Source organism: Micromonospora sp. M71_S20 (genome assembly GCF_003664255.1).
Taxonomy (GTDB): Bacteria; Actinomycetota; Actinomycetes; order Mycobacteriales; family Micromonosporaceae; genus Micromonospora.
On record NZ_RCCV01000001.1, the window covers coordinates 2,705,183 to 2,725,743 of the forward strand.

At 72.4% G+C, this 20,561-nt stretch carries 19 protein-coding genes and 1 pseudogene; 2 read left to right on the forward strand and 18 right to left on the reverse strand.

The window, feature by feature from the left end:
- Positions 1-121: 121 nt before the first annotated feature.
- Positions 122-1,354 carry an arginine deiminase gene (locus tag DER29_RS12355; protein ID WP_121397480.1) on the forward strand — a complete coding sequence of 411 codons (1,233 nt, stop codon included), beginning with the start codon at positions 122-124 and terminating at the stop codon, positions 1,352-1,354.
- Between the two features lie 214 nt (positions 1,355-1,568).
- On the opposite strand, the gene DER29_RS12360 is transcribed toward DER29_RS12355, so the two are convergent.
- From DER29_RS12360 to DER29_RS12415, 12 genes and pseudogenes are all read right to left on the reverse strand, one after another.
- A complete protein-coding gene (locus DER29_RS12360; RefSeq protein ID WP_121397481.1) occupies positions 1,569-2,453 on the reverse strand; it encodes a DUF5926 family protein in 885 nt (294 codons plus the stop codon).
- 60 nt (positions 2,454-2,513) lie between these two features.
- Positions 2,514-2,963: an ATP-binding protein gene (locus tag DER29_RS12365; protein ID WP_121397482.1), complete on the reverse strand. Its 450-nt coding sequence runs from the start codon at positions 2,961-2,963 to the stop codon at positions 2,514-2,516.
- 36 nt (positions 2,964-2,999) lie between these two features.
- The gene (locus DER29_RS12370; protein ID WP_121397483.1) at positions 3,000-4,457 is read right to left on the reverse strand and encodes an ATP-binding protein; all 1,458 of its coding nucleotides are present in this window, start codon (positions 4,455-4,457) and stop codon (positions 3,000-3,002) included.
- 73 nt (positions 4,458-4,530) lie between these two features.
- On the reverse strand, positions 4,531-5,322 hold the full coding sequence (locus DER29_RS12375; RefSeq protein ID WP_121397484.1) for a glycerophosphodiester phosphodiesterase family protein: 792 nt from the start codon (positions 5,320-5,322) through the stop codon (positions 4,531-4,533).
- Between the two features lie 10 nt (positions 5,323-5,332).
- On the reverse strand, positions 5,333-5,668 hold the full coding sequence (locus DER29_RS12380; RefSeq protein ID WP_121397485.1) for a rhodanese-like domain-containing protein: 336 nt from the start codon (positions 5,666-5,668) through the stop codon (positions 5,333-5,335).
- Between the two features lie 52 nt (positions 5,669-5,720).
- On the reverse strand, positions 5,721-6,662 hold the full coding sequence (locus DER29_RS12385) for an LCP family protein (RefSeq protein ID WP_370040285.1): 942 nt from the start codon (positions 6,660-6,662) through the stop codon (positions 5,721-5,723).
- A 218-nt stretch (positions 6,663-6,880) separates the two neighbouring features.
- A complete protein-coding gene (locus DER29_RS12390; protein ID WP_121397487.1) occupies positions 6,881-8,095 on the reverse strand; it encodes an LCP family protein in 1,215 nt (404 codons plus the stop codon).
- A gap of 230 nt (positions 8,096-8,325) precedes the next feature.
- Positions 8,326-9,561 (reverse strand): LCP family protein, encoded by a 1,236-nt coding sequence (locus tag DER29_RS12395; protein WP_121397488.1) that lies wholly within the window; start codon positions 9,559-9,561, stop codon positions 8,326-8,328.
- A 76-nt stretch (positions 9,562-9,637) separates the two neighbouring features.
- Positions 9,638-10,612 (reverse strand): UDP-glucuronic acid decarboxylase family protein, encoded by a 975-nt coding sequence (locus tag DER29_RS12400; RefSeq protein ID WP_121397489.1) that lies wholly within the window; start codon positions 10,610-10,612, stop codon positions 9,638-9,640.
- Positions 10,613-10,713: 101 nt separating this feature from the next.
- On the reverse strand, positions 10,714-12,387 hold the full coding sequence (locus DER29_RS12405) for a cation acetate symporter (protein WP_121397490.1): 1,674 nt from the start codon (positions 12,385-12,387) through the stop codon (positions 10,714-10,716).
- Complete coding sequence (locus tag DER29_RS12410) at positions 12,365-12,736, reverse strand: DUF485 domain-containing protein (protein ID WP_121397491.1); 372 nt, start codon at positions 12,734-12,736, stop codon at positions 12,365-12,367. The genes DER29_RS12405 and DER29_RS12410 overlap by 23 nt, the downstream gene beginning before the upstream one ends.
- A gap of 201 nt (positions 12,737-12,937) precedes the next feature.
- Positions 12,938-13,489, reverse strand: a pseudogene (locus DER29_RS12415) (flavin reductase family protein); the annotation flags it as partial.
- 221 nt (positions 13,490-13,710) lie between these two features.
- On the opposite strand from DER29_RS12415, the gene DER29_RS12420 reads away from it, so the two are divergent.
- Positions 13,711-14,541 carry a M23 family metallopeptidase gene (locus tag DER29_RS12420; protein WP_121397493.1) on the forward strand — a complete coding sequence of 277 codons (831 nt, stop codon included), beginning with the start codon at positions 13,711-13,713 and terminating at the stop codon, positions 14,539-14,541.
- Positions 14,542-14,654: 113 nt separating this feature from the next.
- On the opposite strand, the gene DER29_RS33860 is transcribed toward DER29_RS12420, so the two are convergent.
- The 6 genes from DER29_RS33860 to DER29_RS12450 form a co-directional block, all read right to left on the reverse strand.
- Positions 14,655-15,080 carry a hypothetical protein gene (locus tag DER29_RS33860; RefSeq protein WP_148710011.1) on the reverse strand — a complete coding sequence of 142 codons (426 nt, stop codon included), beginning with the start codon at positions 15,078-15,080 and terminating at the stop codon, positions 14,655-14,657.
- Between the two features lie 108 nt (positions 15,081-15,188).
- Positions 15,189-15,686 carry an SRPBCC family protein gene (locus tag DER29_RS12430; RefSeq protein ID WP_121397495.1) on the reverse strand — a complete coding sequence of 166 codons (498 nt, stop codon included), beginning with the start codon at positions 15,684-15,686 and terminating at the stop codon, positions 15,189-15,191.
- A gap of 74 nt (positions 15,687-15,760) precedes the next feature.
- Entirely contained in the window at positions 15,761-17,461 is a 1,701-nt protein-coding gene (locus DER29_RS12435; protein WP_121397496.1) for an ABC transporter permease, read from the reverse strand.
- Complete coding sequence (locus DER29_RS12440; protein WP_121397497.1) at positions 17,446-18,210, reverse strand: ABC transporter ATP-binding protein; 765 nt, start codon at positions 18,208-18,210, stop codon at positions 17,446-17,448. Before DER29_RS12440 ends, DER29_RS12435 begins: the two co-directional genes overlap by 16 nt.
- Before the next feature lie 113 nt (positions 18,211-18,323).
- Positions 18,324-19,964, reverse strand: a complete 1,641-nt coding sequence (locus tag DER29_RS12445) for a cation acetate symporter (protein ID WP_121397498.1) — start codon at positions 19,962-19,964, stop codon at positions 18,324-18,326.
- Between the two features lies 1 nt (position 19,965).
- Positions 19,966-20,355, reverse strand: a complete 390-nt coding sequence (locus DER29_RS12450) for a hypothetical protein (protein WP_121399170.1) — start codon at positions 20,353-20,355, stop codon at positions 19,966-19,968.
- Positions 20,356-20,561: the final 206 nt, after the last annotated feature.

Below are 20,561 nucleotides of genomic sequence, written 5' to 3' on the forward strand. Positions count from 1 at the left end.
ACCCTACGTTGCCAGTCCCCTGTGTCGGCAAGTTGGAACGCCGGAGTGAGTGCGGATGAATGCCATATTCATCCACCCCTGTTTTATCGGATGCCGCCAAACCCTGCCCTACGCTGCGAGGGTGACCCACTACGTGGACAGCGAAGTCGGTCGGCTCGGGACGGTGCTGCTGCACCGCCCCGGTCCTGAGCTCGCCCGGCTCACCCCCCGCAACAACGACTCGCTCCTCTTCGACGCCATCCCGTGGGTCGGCCGCGCCCAGGAGGAGCACGACGCCTTCGCCGCCGCCCTGCGCGAGCGCGGCGTCGAGGTGCTCTACCTTGCCACCCTCCTCGCCGAGACGCTCGCCGTCGCCGACGCGCGGGCCGAGCTGACCGAGGAGGTGCTCCGTTCGCCCAGGCTCGGCGACTCGCTGCGCGCCCGGGTCGCCGACCACCTCGCGTACCTCGACCCCGTCGCGCTCGCCGACGTGCTCATCGCCGGGCTGGCCCACGAGGAACTGCGGGTCAGCCGGGAGCGGCCGGGCGGCCTCGTCTACACCCTGATGGACCGGCACGACTTCGTCATCGACCCGCTGCCCAACCTGCTGTTCACCCGGGACTCCTCGTTCTGGGTCGGCGACCGGGTCGGGGTGACCAGCCTGGCGATGCCGGCGCGGCGGCGGGAGACCACGCTGACCGACGCCATCTACCGGCACCACCCGCGCTTCGCCGGCACCGAGCTCGTCTACCAGCCCGGCCTGGAGCACCTGGAGGGCGGCGACGTGCTGCTGCTCGCGCCGGGGGTGCTGGCCGTCGGGGTGGGCGAGCGGACCACGCCCGCCGGCGCGGAACGCCTCGCCCGGCAGGTCTTCGCCGCCGGGCTCGCGCACACCATCCTCGTCGTCCCGATCGCCCAGGAACGGGCGACCATGCACCTGGACACCGTCTGCACGATGGTGGACGTCGACGCCGTGCTGATGTATCCGAACATCGCCCACACGCTGTCGGCGTACACGGTGATCGCCGGGGCCGACGGTGAGGACCCGCGGGTGGACGGCCCGGCGCCGTTCCTGCGGGCCGCCGCCGACGCGATGGACCTGCCCCAGCTCCGGGTCATCGACACCGGCCTGGACCCGGTCACCGCGGAACGCGAGCAGTGGGACGACGGCAACAACACCCTGGCGATCGCGCCCCGGCTCTGCGTGGGCTACGAGCGCAACACGGAGACCAACGCGCAGCTGGAGCGGGCCGGCATCGAGGTGATCCCGATCGCCGGCTCGGAGCTGGGCTCAGGCCGGGGCGGACCGCGCTGCATGTCCTGCCCGCTGGTCCGCGAGCCGCTGGGCGGGCCGGCAACGGCACCTCTCCCGTAGGGAGAAGCCCGTTCCGCGCGCCGCAGGCACCCGCCAGGGCCCCGCGGGCACTGCCCGCAACCACCCGCCAGGCCCTGCGGGCACTGCCCGCAGCGACCCGCCAGGACCCCCGCGGGCGCTGGCAGGCACCCCGTCAGGCGTCGCAGGCCCAAAGCCGGAGACCGGAGGCCCCCGCCGGGGCCGCCGAGCGGCGGCCCCGGCGGGGGCACCCGGCTCAGCGGAGGGTGAGTTGGCGGCCGAGCAGGCCGTGGCGGGCCCGGCGGCCGGCGGCGTCCAGCGGGGCGGGCTCGGCGAGCGCCTCCGCGTACCGCTTGGCGAAGTCGGCGACCGGCTGCTCCCAGTCGGCGGCCGGGACGTCCTCCGGCAGGTCCCATACCGGCACCAGCCGGCCGTGGGCCCGGAACATGCCCGCGAACCGGGTGTTCTCGCCGAGCACCAGCGTGCCGGCGACGCTCAGCCGGGCCAGCGCGTCCAGCGCGGCGTCCTCGTCGTCGGGCAGCACCCAGCGCACGTGCGCCTTCTCCGGCACCTGGCACCAGTAGGCGGCCCGGGCGGCGGCGAGCCGCACGGTGGGGTAGATCGCGGCGTTCGCCCGCTCCAGGGACGCCTGCACGTTCGGGTCGTCGCCGGCGCCCGGGTCGAGCCAGAACTCGAACCCGTCGTGGATGCTGACCTCCAGCGGGCCGTCGACGAGGACGTCCTGCAACCGGGGGCCGGGGCCGGGCAGCGGCGGCACGGGCACCGGGCGGCCCGGCTCGGCCCGCAGCGCGCAGAGCAGCGCCTCGGCCAGGTCCCGGGAGACGTCGCCCGACTGGAGGTGACGCTGGAGCCCGATGAGGACCCGCCCGTCCGGCTTGGTCATGGCGGGGGTGGCCATCGGCAGCACGGTGGCCAGGGTGACCTCCCGGTCGCCGAACTCCTCGACCAAGGCGGGGGCCAGCCGCAGCGGCGCCGAGGCGGCCGGCACCAGTTCCCGCAGGGCGATCCACTCCGGCTCGTCGGTCAGCCCCTCGAACGGTCGGGGCACGAAGATGTCCCGTACCTTCTCCCGCTTGGGGGTGGCTTCGGCGGCCCGCTGGCTCTTTCGACGCTTGCTCACGGCGAGACAGCCTAGAGGCCCCCGCCGATCGGCGGGGGCAGGACCCGCCCTCGCGGTCGGTCAGCCGGCCACGGCCAGGTCCGACCGGGTGACGTCGGCAGGGTCGAACTCGGCCCACACGCTCTGGCCCAGGCCGTCGCGCTCGACGCCCCAGCGGTCGGCCAGCCCCGAGACGATGTGCAGCCCCCGGCCGTCGACGGCGTCGGTGTCGGCGATCCGCATCGTGGGGCCCGCGGCGGCGCCGCCGTCGGTCACCCGGAGCTGCACCTGCTGGCCGCCGGGCGAGTGACGCAGCCGCCAGGCCACCCGGACCACTCCGCCGGGCAGCGGATCGGCGTGCCGGATCGCGTTGCCGACCAGCTCGGCCAGGACCGCGACGAGGTCGGCCAGGAGCGGCGGGGGTACGACGTCGGCCAGTTCCTCGGCGAGGCGTCGCCGCGCCACCCGTGCCCCAGCGGCGTGGTGGGGCACCACCACGCACCACGCCCGATCGGCAGCTCCCGTCGACACCCTTCGTCCCTTCACGCCCTCGTTGCCCGTCGCCGGTCACCCGCGGGGCAGCCGCACCTCTGCGACCGTACCGCCACCGGCCCTCGGCCGTAGGGATACCCATCCATTCTGCTGTTCAACGATCCGACGGACGAGATAGAGGCCGAGTCCGGCCCCGGCATAGCGGCGACGGTCGCCCGACTCGCCCTGCCAGAACCGGTCGAAGGCCCGCTCCACGTGCTCCGGCCGGATGCCGATGCCCCGGTCGCGGACCTGGAAGGAGACCGTCGACCCGTCCGCGTCGGCGGTGATCTCGATGAGCGAGCCCGGCGCGGAGTACTTGCCGGCGTTCGTGCACAGCTCCGTGAGGACGGTGGCCAGGCTCAACCGGTGGCCGAGCGCCTTGGGCAGGTCCGCGGGGAGGCGGAGGACGAGCCGTTGCCGCAGCTCCGCCGGCAGGTCGACCGCCGCCGCGCGCAGCGCGTCACCGAGGTCGTACGGGGCGGGGGGCTCGTCGCCCGGCCCCGCCTCGGCGGCGGAGGAGAGCAGCCGGTCCACCAGCCGGGCCAGCTCGTTGGCGCGTTGCCCGATCACGCGGGCGGCCTGCCGCCGATCGGTCTCGGTCAGCGACTCCCAGTGGTCGGTGAGCGTGTCCGCGTAGCCCTTGATCACGGTCACCGGCGTACGCAGCTCGTGGCTGGTCACCGCCACGAAGAGGTCCCGGTCGTGGTCGCGGCGCTGCTGGTCGGTGATGTCCCGGAAGGTGACCACCCGCAGGGTGCCGGGGCCGGGCAGCTCGCCGGAGGTGATCTTGAGCCAGCGGCCGTCCGGCATCCGGTGGTCGAGCACCTGCCCGGACGGGGGCAGCGGGAAGGGCAGCGGCCGGTTGAGCGCCTGGGCCACGGAACGGCCGGTGACCCGGGCGGCGGCCGGGTTCCAGAGCCGGACGTGGTTGTCCCGGTCCACCACGGCCAGGCCGTCCGCCAGCGCTGCCACCACCGGTCCGTCGCCGTGCACGGGCAGCCCGGTCTGGTCGCCGTACATGTGGGCGATGCAGGAGGCCACGTAGCCCGCGACGGCGTGCTGCTCGGCGTCCAGCGGGTCGTCGCCGTCGGGATAGAGCACGTGCAGGCTGCCGACCGTCAGCCCGCCGATCTCCGCGCGGGAGACCACCATCCGGAGCAGGCCCCGCTCGGCGAGCTCACCGCAGAGCCTGCCGGTGAGCTCGTCCGTGCGGATCTGGCGTACCCGCGCGCCGGAGAGCAGGCAGACGGTGGCGGGGTCGTCGGCCGGCACGGGGTGGCCGACGGCCCACTCGGCGGCGCCGGTCGCGGCGATCACCCGGCCGCCGGTCGGCGCGAACTCGACGAACGCCGTGCCCGCCGCGCCGAGCGCCGACCGGGCCACGCGGAGCAGGTGGGTGAGCACCGGAAGGCCGGTGCCGCCCGAATTGATCATTTCGATCACCGTGGTCTGGCCGGCGATGAGAGCGGAGAGGTCGGTGCGCTCCGGCATTCTCCGAGTGTGCCCCGCCGGTCCGTCCCGGGACACCCCTGCCCGACCCGGCCTCCGCCCGGCGCCACCCCGGTCAGCGGCCCAGGCTGGCCAGCGTGTGCGCCGGCCGGTCGGTGATGATGCCGTCCACCCCGGCGGCCAGGACGAGGTCCAGGTCCGCCGGCTCGTTGACGGTCCACACGAAGACCTGGTTGCCCGCCGCCCGCAGGGCGGGCACCAACTGCGGGCGGGCCCGCACCAGGGCGACGCCGGGGCCGGCGATCCGGGTGCCGAACGGCAGCCGCCCCGGCCGTATCCAGCGCGGCAGCACATCCAGCAGCAGCACCGTGGGCAGCGCGGGGGCCAGCCCCCGGATCCGGCGTACGGCCAGCGGCGAGAACGACATGACGGTGACCCGTACCGGATCGTCCGGTTTCGGCTCGGCCAGGCCGTACCGGCGCAGCATCGCGACGAGCCGGCGCTCGACGTTCCCGCCGTGGCGGGAGGGGTGCTTGGTCTCGATCAGCAGCCGCACCGGCCTGCCCGCGGCCAGCACCGCGTCCAGCAGCCGCTCCAGGGTGAGCAGGCGCGTGTGCGACTCGTCCAGCACCTCGTCGCCGTCGGCGGGCGCGCAGCCGGGATGCCAGGAGCCGAAGTCCAGGGCCTCCAGCTCCGCGAGGGTGCGGGCGCTGACCAGCCCCTGGCCGTTGCTGGTGCGGTCGAGCCGGCGGTCGTGCACGCAGACCAGGTGCCCGTCCCGGGTCAGCCGGACGTCGCACTCCAGCCCGTCCGCGCCCTCGTCGAGGGCCCGCAGGTAGGCCGCGAGGGTGTGCTCGGGCAGGTCGTGGGAGGAACCGCGGTGGGCGAAGACGAGAGGGGCGTCCATCCCGCCCGTCCTAGAGGACCCGGCCCGGCTGCCCGTCCTCGCCGACCACCGGTCGCCCGGCGGCGGCCCACTGGCCCATCCCGCCCTCGACGTTGCGCACCTGGTCCCAGCCGTTGCGCATCAGGTAGGTGACGACCTGTGCGGAGCGCCCGCCGGAGCGGCAGATGACGGCGACGTCGCGGTCGGTCGGCACCTCTGCGATGCGGGCCGGCAGTTCCATCATCGGCAGGTGGTGCGCGCCGGGGGCGTGGCCGGCGTGCCACTCGTCGTCCTCCCGGACGTCGAGCAGGTACGCGTCGTCGGCGATCTCGGTCACGGTCACGGTGGGAACCTGGGATCCGAACACGGGCCAAGCCTAGATCCTCGCCCGGACGGCCGGTGGCGGGCCGCCCCCGGCGTCACAACCGGGTGACCCACCGCGGGTTGGCCCGCGCCCAGTCCGGCACGCGGGTGCCGCGTACCGCCTCGAAGAGGCCGTTCCCGCCGTTGTCGAGCACGACGTACGACACCTGGTCGATGGTCTGGGGGTGGGAGGGGACCTGCACGCCGCGCAGCGCGTCGGCCGGCAGGTCGCGCAGCGCGAGGACCAGGTCCTCCAGCGGTACGCCGTTGGTGTCCACGGTCAACGAGCCGCCCACGGCGCGGATCACCTGGTCCAGCTTGACCGGGTTGGTCCGCAGCGACGTCTCACTTGTGCGCTCCAGCATCGCCCGGAGCAGTTGCTGCTGGTGGGTCTGCCGGTCGTAGTCGCCGCCCGGCAGGTCGTAGCGCTGCCGGACGTAGTCCAGCGCCTGGCCGCCGTCCATCTGCTGGCAGCCGGGCGGGAAGACCCGGTCGGTGTGGATCGAGCGGACCTCGGTGTCGACGCACATGCGTACGCCGCCGAGCAGGTCGATGACCTTGCGGAGACCGGAGAAGTCGATCAGGGCCGCGCCGTCGAAGCGGATGCCGGTCAGCCGGGACAGGGTGGCCGAGAGCAGCCGGGTGCCCGCCTGGCCGCCGCCGCCGTGCTCGTACGCCGCGTTGATCTTGTCCTGGCCGCCGCCGTAGCCGTTGCCGGCGGGGATGGCGACGAGCAGGTCCCGGGGGACCGAGACCAGGTACGCCTCGCGCCCGCCGGCGGGGACGTGCACGATGAGGATGGTGTCGGAGCGTCGGTCCGCCGCGCTGCCGCTCTGCCACCGGTCGGTCCCCACCAGCAGGTAGTTCAGCGGCCCGTCGGGGTCGGTGCGCTCCCGGCGGGCGGTGGGGTCGAGCAGTTGCTCCCGGACGACGCTGCCCTCGTACCGGTCGGTCAGCGCATTCAGGCCCGCCACGGCGAGCCCGGCCAGCAGGACCAGGGCCAGGCCCAGGCCGAGCAGCAGCCGGGGCCAGCGGGCGCGGGGCGGCCGGGCGGGCCGGGCGTCGGCCCCGGCCCGGCCCCGACCGTCGCCCGTCGATCTGGACGTGACGCCTCCCCGCGACCCGTACGTGAATGCTTCTCACGTCAGGCTAGGGGGTGGCCCCGGCCGTCCGGGCCGGTTCGCCGACATCGCCCGGCGAGCCGGCCCCGCCGGAGCTACTCGCGGCTGGAGACCACTTCGGGGTTGGCGAAGACGAACTCGGCCAGCTTGTCCTGTTTCACCGCGCGGAACATGTCCAGCGTCTGGGCGCTGAGCGTCTCGCGGGTGCCGTCGCTGTGGAAGGTGCCGCCGTTCGTCTTCAGCATCACGAGGTCGTTGCCGGTCACCCCGCGCATGGTGAAGACGAAGTCGGGGACCGGCACGCCGGCGGTGTCCAGGATGAACGCCTTGCCGGCCGCGTCCATCAGCTTGTTGAGCTTGAGGGGGTTGGTCAGCGTCCCGTCCTGGGTGGCCTTCTTCGCCATCGCCTTGATCAGCTGCTGCTGGTTCTGCTGCCGGTCGTAGTCGCCGTTCTTGAGGCTCTTGCGCTGCCGGGAGTAGTCCAGCGCCGCCCAGCCCTCCATCTCGCGGCAGCCCTTCTTGTGCACCACGGGCGTCCGCTGCTTGCCGGTCTTCTTCGCGTCGGCGTTCCACATCGGCTTGCCGTCCACGTACGACATGTGGATCGACTCGACCTCCTGCTTGACGCAGATGCGCACGGTGCCGAGGGCGTCGATGACGTTCTTGAAGCCGCCGAAGTTGATGATCGCCGCGCCGTCGAAGCTGATCCCGGTCATCTTCTTGATCGTCTGCGCCATCAGCTGGGCGCCGCCCTCCCAGCCACCGCCGTTGCGGGCGCCGGCCTGGAACGCCGCGTTGATCTTGTCGGTGCCGCCCTTGTAGCCGCTCGGCCTGAAGGCCGGGATCTGGGCCTCGGTGTCCCGGGGGATCGAGATCAGGTACGCCTGGTCGTGCGTCGCCGGGATGTGCAGCACGATGATGCTGTCCGCCCGCACGTCGTCGGCGGCCCACCGCTCCCGGGCGTCCACACCGAGCAGCAGCATGTCGATCGGGCCGTCCAGGCTGGCGCCACCCTCGGCGTCGGTCTTGCCCGCGTCGCCGAGCAGGTTGCGCTGGGCGATGTTGCCGGTGGCGCTGCTGATCAGCGCCTTGCTGCCGACGATCGCCGCACCGCTGGCGACCATCAGCACGGCGCCGAAGATCAGGGTGAGTCGGGCCCAGAGCGGGTCCTTGCGGCGCGACCGCTTCTTAGCGGACCCGCCACGGGGCTTGCCGCCCTTGACGGGCTGCTTCGGGATGCTCGTGGAGGCCCGGACCGGGCCACGGGGGGACTCCAGCGCCGGAGGGCGACGGCTGGTCTGAACCGGCATGCGTGCTCCAGCTCGCGTTGTCAGGGGGCGGGATCACTTTACGGACGCTTTCCCGTCCTGGCGAGGTCGTCCGACCGTCAAATACCGTTCGCACGGCCGTCATCCAGGAAAACTGACCGAACGGACAGATCGATACGGCTGGTCGGCGGTTGGCTCACAGGAAGCGGTCGGCCGGCCCTCCGAATCGTGATGACGTTGGTCGATCACGGGAGGGCCGGCCGGCGGGCTGCTCAGTTTCCGGTGCCGTCCTTCTTCTGATTGGCCTCGACCCAGGCCGTCATGGTGTCGGCCGACATCGCCTTGTACATGGTCAGCGCCTTTTCCTTGTCCGACACCACCACCGACTCCCCGTTGATGGTCTGGCTGCCGACGTGCGGGCTGGTCACGAAGGTGAGGTTCTCGCCGCGCAGGTTGCGGAACTGGACCCCCATGTCGACCAGCGAGAAGCTCTGGTCGACGGTGACCGCGGCGGTGACCGACTTGAGGAAGTCGTTCAGCTTCTTCGGATTGGTCAGCGTGCCCGTGCTCGCCGCCTTGTCCATCAGGGCGCGGAGGAACTCCTGCTGGTGCCGCATCCGGGCGAAGTCGCCGTCCGGGAACTGCTTGCGCTGCCGGATCCAGTCCAGCGCCTCGGCGCCGTCCATGTGGTTGGTGCCCTTGGTGAACGTCCGGTACGGCTTGTGGATCGAGGTGACGGTCCGCTCGACCTTGAGGTCGACGCCGCCGAGGGCGTCGGTGACCTGCTTGAAGCCGGCGAAGTCGATCGCCATCACGTGGTCGAGCCGCACGTCGGTGAAGCACTCCACCGTCCGGACGGCCAGCGGCAGCCCGCCGAAGGCGAAGGCGGCGTTGATCTTCCCCCGCTGCCCGGTGCCGCAGTCCGCGTTGGCACTCTCCGGGATCGGCACGTACAGGTCGCGGGGGATGGAGACCAGGTAGGCCTTCTGGTGGTCCGACGGGATGTGCATCACGATGATCGTGTCGGCCCGCCACTTGCTGGACTTGTCCACCGGGGCGTCCGGGTCCCGGGAGTCGCTGCCCACCAGCAGGATGTTCAGGGCGCCGTCCACCGCCTTGGCCGGGCGGCCCCCGGTGATCTCCGAGAACGGGTCGGTGCGGGCCAGGTCGTCGTTGAGGCCGCGGGCGTAGAACCAGGCGCCCGCCCCGCCGAGCAGCGCGAGCACCAGGACGGCCACGCCGGCCACCAGGGCGATCCGGCCCCACCGGGGGCGGACGCCGCGCCGGCCCGGCCGGTCAGGTCCGCCCGGTCCGCCCGGTCCGCCCGGCCCGCCCGGTCCCGCGGGGCCGCCCGGGCCGCCGGCGCGTGGCTCGTCCGCCGCCGGGGACCAGCGGGCCTCGGCCGGCCGGGCGCGTCCGGCGTCCCGGCCGGGGCCGGGCACCGAGGCGCGCCCGGCGCTGCGGTGCAGGTGCGGGAGTGGAACTCCGGCGGGCATGGTCGCTGACATGTAACTCAGGGTACGTACGCGGGGCCACTGTCGCCCCGTAGCGCCGCCGACGTGTGCGCCGGCGGCGGCACGCCCGCTAGACCATCCGCTCGCGGAAGTACTCGATGGTGCGGCGCAGACCGTCCTCGGGCGCCACGGTCGGCTCGTATCCGAGCAGCTCGCGGGCGAGGGTCAGATCCGGGCGGCGCATCTCCGGGTCGTCGGCGCTGCGGGTGATGTAGGTCACCTCCGAGCTGCTCCCGGTGAGCGACACGATCGTCTCGGCCAGCTGCCGCATGCTCATCTCGTGCTCGGTGCCGCAGTTGATCGGCCCCGTCTCGCGGGAGTCGAGCAGCAGCAGGATGCCGTGCACCAGGTCGGACACGTAGCAGATCGACCGGGTCTGGTTGCCGGTGCCGTGCACGGTGATCGGCTCGCCGCGCAGCGCCTGGGAGATGAAGGTCGGGATGGCCCGGCCGTCGTCCGGGCGCATCCGCGGGCCGTACGTGTTGAAGATCCGGACGATGGCCGTGTCCAGCCCGCGGCTGCGGTGGTAGGCCATGGTGGCCGCCTCGGAGAAGCGCTTCGCCTCGTCGTAGACGCTGCGGATGCCGATCGGGTTGACGTTGCCCCAGTACGACTCGGGCTGCGGGTGCTCCTTCGGGTCCCCGTACGCCTCGGAGGTGGAGGCCATCAGGAAGCGGGCGCCGTCGGCGACCGCGCGGTCCAGCAGGTGCAGGGTGGCCACCGAGCCGACGCGGAGGATCTCCACCGGCAGCTTCTCGAAGTCGGTCGGGCTCGCTGGCGAGGCCATGTGCAGGATGGCGTCGAACCGCTCGGCCATCGCCGGGTGGGTCGGCAGGCCGTCGGAGATGTCGGCCTCGACCAGGGTGAAGTTCGGCTCGTCCAGCAGGTGGGCGACGTTCTCCTTCGACCCGGTGATGAAGTTGTCGAGCGCGACCACGGTGCAGCCGCGAGCGATCAGGGCGTCCACCAGGTGCGACGGTACGAAGCCGGCGCCGCCCGTGACGAGGATGCGGTGACCGGGTCCGAAGCGGGCAGCAGCGTTCATGCCGGTCAGCCTACCCACTGCCCCGAGCCGTCCTGACGCAAGGAATCGCCCCTCGTCGTCGCCGACGACGAGGGGCGATTCCCTGCACCTGCGGGAGGCCGTCAGTGGGCGCCGGCGCCGGTGACGGAACGCACCTCCAGCTCCGCGTACTTCTCCTCGTCGTGCTCCTTGGAGATCACAGTGCCGATCCACCCGCACAGGAAGCCGAACGGGATGGACAGGATGCCCGGGTTGGACAGCGGGAACCACTGCCAGTCCTGCTCGGGGAACATCGAGGTGGGCGCGCCGGAGACCACCGGCGAGAAGAACACCAGCAGGACGGCGGAGAGCAGGCCGCCGTAGATGGCCCACACCGCGCCCGAGGTGTTGAACCGTCGCCAGAACAGGCTGTAGAGGATCGCCGGCAGGTTGCCGGAGGCGGCCACCGCGAAGGCCAGCGCCACCAGGAAGGCCACGTTCAGGTTCTGCGCGTAGATCGACAGCACGATCGAGATCGCGCCGATCACCAGGGCGGAGACCCGGGCGACCCTGACCTCCTGCCGCTCGGACGCCGTCCCGTCCTTGATCACGTTGGCGTAGAAGTCGTGCGCCAGGCTGGACGAGGAGGCCAGGGTCAGGCCGGCCACCACTGCCAGGATCGTGGCGAAGGCGACCGCAGCGATGATGGCGAGCAGGGTGGCACCGCCCAGGTCGCCGCCGAGGAAGTCGATGCCGAGCGCCTCGGCGAGCTGCGGCGCGGCCGTGTTGCCGGCCTTGTCCTGCGCGATGATCGCCTCGCTGCCGACCAGGGCCGCCGCGCCGAAACCGAGGGCCAGGGTGAGCAGGTAGAAGGTGCCGATGATGCCGATCGCCCAGAGCACGCTCTTGCGGGCCGCCTTCGCCGTCGGCACGGTGTAGAAGCGGATCAGGATGTGCGGCAGCCCGGCGGTGCCGAGCACCAGCGCGATACCGAGCGACAACAGGTCCATCTTGTTGTAGAAGGTCTGCATCGCGTTGCCGGCCACCTCCACGCCGTACCGCCCGCCCGGCTTGAGGAAGCTCTCTCCCTTGCCCGATGCAGCCGCCGCGTCGCCGAGCAGGGCGGAAAGGTTGAACTTGTAGTGCGCCAGCACCAGCAGGGTCATCACGAGGGCACCACCCATGAGCAGGAACGCCTTGACGATCTGCACGTACGTGGTGCCCTTCATGCCGCCCACGGTGACGTAGATGATCATCAGGGCGCCCACCATGATGATGGTGGCGACCTTCGCGGTGTCGGCGTCCATGCCGAGGAACGTGGTGCCAGGCTTGATGCCGAGCAGCAGCGCGACCAGCGCGCCCGCGCCCACCATCTGCGCCAGCAGGTAGAAGATCGACACGGTGATGGTGGAGACGGCCGCGGCGGTCCGCACCGGGCGCTGGCGCATTCGGAAGGCCAGCACGTCGGCCATCGTGTAGCGGCCGGAGTTGCGCAGCAGTTCGGCGACGAGCAGCAGCGCGACCAGCCAGGCGACCAGGAAGCCGATGGAGTAGAGGAAGCCGTCGTAGCCGTACAGGGCGATCATGCCGGCGATGCCGAGGAACGACGCGGCCGACATGTAGTCGCCGCCGATCGCCATGCCGTTCTGGAACCCGGAGAAGGAGCGCCCGCCGGCGTAGAAGTCGGTGGCCGTCTTGGTCTGCCGGCTGGCCCAGATGGTGATCACCAGGGTCACCGCCACGAAGACCAGGAACAGGGCGATGGTGAGGTTGCGGGCGGTGGTGTCGCCCGCCTCAGCCGCGAGGACCGTGTTCATGGCCCACCTCCCCCATCTCGGCGCGGATCCGGTCGGCGACCGGGTCGATCTTCCGGTCGGCGAACCGCGCGTAGAGCCAGGCGATGAGGAACGTGGAGACGAACTGGAGCAGGCCGAAGACGAGGGCGACGTTGATGTTGCTGCCGAAGAGCTTCGTGCCCATGAAGTCCCGCGCGTACGCGGACAGGATCACGTAGAGCGCGTACCACAGGAAGAACGCGACGGTCATCGGGAAGATGAAGCCGCGCAGCGTGCGCCGCAACCCGGCGAACTCGTCCGACCGCTGTACGGCCAGGTACCGGTCCGCCGCCGAGGTCGACGGCGTGGACGGGGGTGTGTCCGTGGACATTTGTGGATCACCACCTTCACAGGCGTGGGGAGTTTCGCGCACGGTAGAAAGCGCGCTCCCCGCCGGGGAAGGGTGAGATCGACGCCGGTCGGCGGCTGCGCCGAACGGCACGGTGGCTGCGCCGAGTGACGCAGCTCACTCCGTTCACCGGTCACGGGCGCGGCCCGGGTGGGCCGAACGGTCGCCGCCGGTCGCCGGGCGTCAGGTCAGCTCGCGGTACCGGCCCCGGTAGTGCAGCAGCGGGTCTGTCTCCCCGACCAGCTCGACGGCCTCGATGGTGGCCTCCACCAGCAGGCCCCAGCCGTACTCGCGGGCGGTGTCGAGCCGGCACCCCGCCCAGCCGCCGGCGTCGGCCGGCACCGGGCCGTAGGGGGTGTCGGTCCATGTGCCGGTGGCGAACAGGCCGCCGGGGGACGGGAAGAGGCCCGCGAACCGGTCGGCGAGCTGCCGGTGCGAGGGGCTCAGCGGGGCCACCGCGAAGCGACCGGCGGACTCGACCGCCGCCCACAGGTCGGACTCCGGGTCGACCAGACCGAGCAGCCGGTCCGGCTCGCCCTCCGCGACCAGCGTCGAGGAGACCGTCAGGCCCGCCGGCTCCGGCGTCGTCCAGAGCGTCACCGGCGACGCCAGCCGACCCCGCAACCGGCGTACGGGCGAGCGTTGGTCGGCGGGCACGGCGAACGGGTCGATGTGGTGGATCTCGGCGCCCGGCTCTTGATTCACGTGAAACATTGTGGGGCCTGCCCCGCCCCGACGGGCCCGGACCGCGTGGTGGCCGCTCTTCTCAGCTCCGGCGCGTCCGGTCCTGGTCTGCCGTGCGGCGGTCGACGTGCACGGCACCGGCAGGGCGGGCGACGTGACCTACGGCGACGCGCGCCTGGCCTGGCTGCTTCACGGAGAGGACTCGCGCGACGTCCGAAAGCGATCGTGGGGAAACCCTTGCCCTTCAACAGAAGCGGCCTTAAGTTGCATCGATGATCCTCAGCGAGGACCCTCGCCCTGACCCTTCTCAGAATGCCAGCCACGGCGATCTGCGGCCCAAGGATCTCGGTGGCATCGCCTATCTGCGGGGACTTTCGCGACGGGGGTTCATCACAAGCGCCGCGTTGGCGGCATCCGGGGTGTCGGCCGCCTTTGCTCTGCTGCCCGGCTCCGCTCAGGCCGCTGGCAGCTATCAAAGGCCGTGCGGCAATGTTCGGATTTCGAGCTCTTGGCAGGACCACCGGAACCGGATGCCGCCCTCGGGCGAGCCGGGCACCGACTATGCGGTCGGAACCGGTACTCCCGTCATGGCCGCGGCGAACGGCACGATCCGTTACGTGAAGACCGACACCTCTACCGCGACCGGACGCGTCGTGGGGATGGCCCATGACGATGGCAATTACACCCGGCACTTGCACTTGTCGAGGATCACCGTCTCAACCGGTCAACGTGTGTCGCGAGGCCAGACGATCGCGTACTCCGGCGCCTCGGCCAACGGCAGTGACTACGCTGTCGGACCGCATGTGCATACAAGTCTCTGGCTGAACACCGGCAGTCCGACGAATTTCCGCGCGACGGTGGATTTCGAGAACTACGTCGGAGACGTCGCCAACCCGAACCCGCCCGACCAGGAGGTAGTTGAAGTGTTCATCGCGAATGTAAAGGGAAACTGGTACCTCGTCGTCCCCCAGGGCACCGGTAAGCCGCGGGCAGTGGTCCTTGGTGGCGACAGCAATGCCGCCGCTTCCGGCCTCCCCGTCCTGAACTTCAGCTGGGATCCGTCGATCAATGCACTCAGGGCCGCGGTCGACGGCATCGGTTGATGTGGCCTGGCGCGTCGTCGCCGGGGAAACCCGTAGCGCGGATTCACAGGAATGGGCTTCGAGTAGGCCGGCCTGGTGAGCGAGCGTGTTTCGTGGCCGTCCACATCACTGGATCAAGTAGTCTCAGCAGATTTGATGCGCAGGTTCAGCAGCATGTCCTCGAAGGTCTGGGGTCCGAATCGCGCCGCCACTATGTGCACCGGTGAACACATCGTGTCCAGTGTCACGTCGCCTAAGGGGCGCCTCTCGACGCCGGTCACCACCAGAGTCGTTTCCCGCACGGTGACGTCTTCGATCGTGACGTCGTAGCCCAGAACAGCGCGGGTCCCCACCGAGAGCATGATGACCGTCTCGCGGGTGAGATCCACCAGCGGCGGCGGCGGGACGGGCTGCCTTCCCGCATTGATCGATGCCCAGTGCTGCGCCCATGACCCTGATCGACGAATCAGGAAGAGGCCGTAACCCGATGCGGCGCCAGCTGTGGCCTGCCCGTGGTACAGGGTGCGGAAGTTCGCGGTGCGTCCGGAGGATCTGCTCACCCGCCGGACCCTACCGGCACTGACCCACGGGACAGCGCTCCCTTTTTGCCGCAGCCGCACGAATGACGCCTGCATTCCTCGGACTTCAGCCGGACCCACAGGCCGGGGTCAGTCGTCGTCGGCGGTGAGTGACCGTCGGGCGGCGGCCAGCACCTCCGGGTCCGTGCAGCCGGCGGCGTACCCGGCGATCCGGCGGCGGATGTCGCGGCCGAGCAGCCAGGACCCGATCCGGTCCGCGACCGGGCGGAGGAACGCGGGCCGGCACCGGAAGCTGTAGCGCCAGGTGGCGATCGCGTGGCCGGGCTCCGGGGCGGGCGCGAACCGCCAGCCGCCGGCGAACATCTCGAAGAACCACGGGCCGCGCACCATCTTCATCCCGACGTGGCTCGGCGGGGCCCAGGAGACGTACTCGCTCACCATCGCCAGGCCGTGCCGGGACCGGGTGAAGGTCCGTACCCCCTTGCCGGGCCGGGTCGCCCCGTCGGTGAAGTGCTGCTCGCGCACGAACGGGTCCCACCGGTAGCGCACGGGCGCGGTGGTCTGGGAGACCGCGAAGGCCAGTTCGGGCGGGACCGGCACGGTGATCACCGCTTCGACGACGGGCATCAGGCCATTGTGCCGCCGACCGGCAACCACCGCGTCCGGAGTGCGCCGGCCCGCCTTCCGCGCCCGGCCCGCCGTCAGCGGCGCGGGGTCACCGTGGCGAGCAGTTCCGGCATCCGGCGGTCCAGCACGTCGCCGGCCAGGTACGCGCCGAGCAGCGCCGCCCCCAGGCCGTACGCGGCCCCGAGCGGCAGGGCCAGCCAGAGCCAGGCGTCGCCGAGCAGCCCGGCGGCCACCACCATCGGCACCGCCGCCACCGCGGTGGCGAGCATCGCCAGCAGGGTGAGGAAGCTCTTCGCGATCCCGGCGCCGGTGTTCAACGCGAACGGGTTGCTCGTCTCCGGCAGCGAGTACGCCCCGAGCACCGAGACGAAGCAGTTCACCGCCAGCCCCGCGCCGTACGTGGCGAACAGGGTGCCCGCCATCAGCCCGACCCAGCCGGGCTCGCCGATGACCACCGCGACGACCACGGAGATCACCGCCAGCATCGGCAGGACGTAGAGCGAGAACGCGGCCATCCGGGCGCGCAGCTCCTGCTGGCCGGAGACGCCCGCGACCACGTTCGCCGCGTATGCGCTGCCGTCGAAGCCGAACTGGTTGGCCAGGGTGACGGCGGCGAGCAGCCCGACGAAGAGCATCGACAGGCTGGACAGCACCGGGGACGAGTCGAGATTGGCGTTGAACCCCTCGGCGCTGTCGATGGTGAAGCCCGAGCCACCCACGTTGACCATGACCGGTACGAAGAGACCGACGACCGCGACGGTGATCAGGTTGGCCCGGCGTCGGGCGTCCCGCCACCAGTAGCGGGCCTCCCGGGCGACGAGGGCGCCGAACCGGTCCCGCCGGGCCCAGCCGACGGCCCGCGGGAAGAGCTGGGCGACCGCTCCGCCGGTCGCGCCGCGCTGGGCACGGGCCGGCCCGGCACTGGCCGTGCCCACCATCGCGGACTCGAGCGAGCGGGACCACCAGGCCAGCAGCGCGACGATCGTCGCCGCCGTGATCAGCAGCTTCACCGGCGCGGCCCAGAGGCGGCCTTCGGCCACGTCGATGCCGGCCGTCCAGGGCGCGCCGAACGGGGTCCAGCCGACCACCTCGGCCACCCCGTCGAGGCGGTCCCAGTCGGCGTCGGAGAGGGCGGCGACGCCCAGGAGCTGCAACGGTCCGAGCAGCGCGGCGAGCACGGCGAGCAGCACGGCGGCTAGGTCACGGACCCGGCGGGACCGCAGCGCCGTGGCGAAGGCGCTGGTCACCGCCCGGGCCGCCGCGACGCAGAGCAGCAGCCCGGCGACCACCCCGACGAGGGCGACCACGGCGGCCGACCAGCCGCCCAGCGCCCCGGCGGTGACCACCAGCCCGCACAGGGCCAGCAGCACCGAGATCGTGGGGACGCTGACGAAGGCGGCGGCGAACAGCCCGGTGACGAGCGTGCGGCGGGGCAGCGGCAGCAGCGCGAACCGGGCCGGGTCCAGCGTCTCGTCCACCCCGAAGAAGACCAGCGGCAGCAGCAGCCAGCCGAGCACCGTCAGGCCACCGCCGAAGGCGGCGACCATCAGCGCGTAGCGGCTCTCGTCGGCCAGGCCGGGCGCGGCGAAGAGGAAGAAGCCGGTGCCGGCGAACCAGAGCCCGGCCACCGCGCCGCCCACGAAGAGGGCGACCCGCCAGCCCTGACCCCGGAAGTTGTTGCCCATCACCCGCAGCTTGAGCCGGACGAAGTGCCGGGCGGAGACCTTCCGGACGGGCTGGGCCGAGACGGTCGGTTCGGTCACCGCGACAGCCACGCCAACTCCTCGCCGGTCGCCGTACGGCCGCCGACCACCTCGACGAAGACCTGCTCCAGCGAGCGGCCGCCGCGTACCTCCTCGATGGGGCCGACCCGCTTGATGGTGCCCGCCGCCAGGATCGCCACGTGCGAGCAGAGCCGCTCGACGACCTCCATCACGTGGCTGGAGAAGACGACGGTGCCGCCCCCGGTCACGTACCGGTGCAGGATGTCCCGGATCAGCGCGGCCGACACCGGGTCGACCGCCTCGAAGGGCTCGTCCAGCACCAGCAGCCGGGGCCCGTGCAGCAGCGCACAGGCCAGGCCGATCTTCTTCTTCATGCCCGCCGAGTAGTCGACCACCAGGGTCCGGCCGGCGTCGCCGAGCGCGAGGACGTCCAGCAGCTCCGCCGCCCGCTGGTCGACCACCGCCGGGTCCATCCCCCGCAGCAGACCGTGGTACGCGAGCAGCTCCGCGCCGCTGAGCCGGTCGAAGAGCCGTACGCCGTCGGGCATCACGCCGAGCAGCTGCTTCGCCTGCACCGGGTCGGCCCAGACGTCGTGACCGAGCACCCGGGCGTCGCCGGCGTCCGGCCGGAGCAGCCCGACCGCCATCGACAGGGTGGTGGTCTTGCCCGCTCCGTTCGGGCCGAGCAGGCCGTAGAAGGAGCCGGCCGGCACGTCGAGGTCGACACCGGCGACGGCGACCTTGCCGTCGAAGTGTTTCGCCAGGCCACGCAGGGCGAGCGCCGGGTGCTCAGCAGTCATGCGTCGACCGTATCCGGCCGCGACCAGCCGTTGCTCCGGCCGCAGGATGATCCCCGGTCATCCCCGAGTCGTACCCCGCACGGCCCGCGTCGTCGCCGGGGGCGACCAGGGCCCTACAGCCGCAGCGCCTCCGGGGCGTGCAGGCGGAGCATGGTGGCGCCGACGTCGGCCGGCGCCCGGCGCCGGGTCGCCATCGAGACCGCCACCATCACGGCGAAGGCGAGCGGCACCGTCCAGGCGGCCGGCTGCGCGGTGAGCGTGGCCGGCCAGCCGGACAGCGGCGGGCCGAGCACCGTCACCAGCACCGCCCCGACCGCCGCGCCGCCGCCGACCAGGATCCCGGCGGCGGCGCCGAGGTCGGTCAGGCCCCGCCACCAGATGCCGAGCACCAGCAGGGGGCAGAAGCTGGACGCGGCGACCGCGAAGGCCAGCCCGACGACCTGGGACACGTCCAGCCCGGCGAGGTTGAGCGCGAGGACCGTCGGCACGGCTCCGGCGATCACCGTGGCGAGCCGGAAGCCGCGTACCGAGCCGCGCCCCAGCACGTCCGTGGAGATGACGCCCGCGACGCTGGTGAGCAGCCCGGACGAGGTGGAGAGGAAGGCCGCGAACGCGCCGGCCGCGACCAGCGCGGCGAGCATCCGGCCGACCGTGCCGTCGCCGAGCGCGGCGCCGGGCAGCAGCACCACCACCGCGTCGGTCTGCCCGGTCACCAGCAGCTGCGGGGTGTAGATCCGGCCCAGCACCCCGTAGATGGTGGGCAGCAGGTAGAACGCCCCGACCAGGGCGAGCACCACGAGCGTGGTGCGGCGGGCGGCGGCGCCGTCGGGGTTGGTGTAGAAGCGGACCAGCACGTGCGGCAGCCCCATGGTGCCGAGGAACGTCGCCAGGATCAGCGAGTAGGTGGCGAACAGGCCCCGGTCGTCGTCCCCGGCGGCGCTGGGCAGCAGCCAGTCGGCGGCGTCCGTGGCCACCCCCGACACCTCCGGCACCGGGTCGCCGGCGGCGAAGGACAGCTCGTCGCCGGGGCGTACCTCGACGATCCGACCGTCGGGAAGGGTGAGGGTCGCGCGGTGCTCGACCACGACGGTGGTCGCGGTCCGGAACGCCGGTCCGTCGGGCGGGGTCACCGCCGGCCGGGCGTCGGCCTGCCACTGCAACGCCAGGAAGATCGCCGGTACGGCGAGCGCGGTCAGCTTCAGCCAGTACTGGAAGGCCTGGACGAAGGTGATCGCGCGCATGCCGCCGAGCGCGACGTTCGCGGTGACCACCACGGCCACCAGCAGGGCCCCCAACGGGTACGGCGAGCCGGTCACCGTGGCCAGCGTCAGCCCCGCGCCTTGGAGCTGCGGCACGAGGTAGAGCCAGCCGATGAAGATCACGAAGGCGGTGGCCAGGGTACGCAGGCGCCGCGACCCGAGCCGCAGCTCGCAGAAGTCCGGCAGGGTGAACGCGCCGGAGCGGCGCAGCGGGGCGGCCACGAACAGCAGCAGGGCGAGGTAGCCGGCGGCGAAGCCGACGGGGTACCAGAGCACGTCGACGCCGTACTTGAGGATCAGCCCGGCGACCCCGAGGAAGCTCGCCGCCGACAGGTACTCCCCGCCGATCGCGGCGGCGTTCCAGGTCGGGCTGATCGCCCGCGAGGCGACCAGGAAATCGGAGGTGGTACGCGCCAGCCGCAGCCCGTAGAAGCCGATGCCGACGGTGACCAGGGTGACCGCCACGATGGCCGGTACGACGAAGCCGTTGCCCACCTCAGCGCTCCGGCCGCTGGACCAGGTCGGTGAAGTCCTGCTCGTTGCGCTCGGCCAGCCGCACGTACGCCCAGCCGACGGCGATCAGGAACGGGAACGACGCCACACCGAGCAGCAGCCAGGGCAGGTTGACGCCGAGCACGGTGACCCGGCCGACGGCGGGCGCGACGGCGAAGAGCCACGGCAGCCCGCCGAGCCCGATCGCCACCACCAGGGAGAGCCGCAGGGCCAGCGCGAACTGGGCGCGGACCAGCCCCCGGACGAGCGCGTCGCCGACCCGGGTCTGCTGGGCCAACTCGGCGCGGGTGCGTTCCGCCCGGTCCTCGCGGCGGGACACCTCGGCCAGCACGATCCGAGTCCGGGGCTGGGGTGCCGTGGGCTGCCCCGGCACCCCGGGCCGGCCCGCGTGCCCGGGCGCTGCGGACCCGCCCTGCCGGGGCGCGGGGACGGGATCGTCGGCAGCGGCCACCCCGGCAGTCTCGCCCGATCGCCGTGATTGTCAAGGGCCGCGGCGTTGTGCCTGGCGCGGTCCGGGGGCTGGGCAAGCCGTCCACACCGGGCTGTGGACAACCTGTGGAGAACGGGTCACCCCTGTGG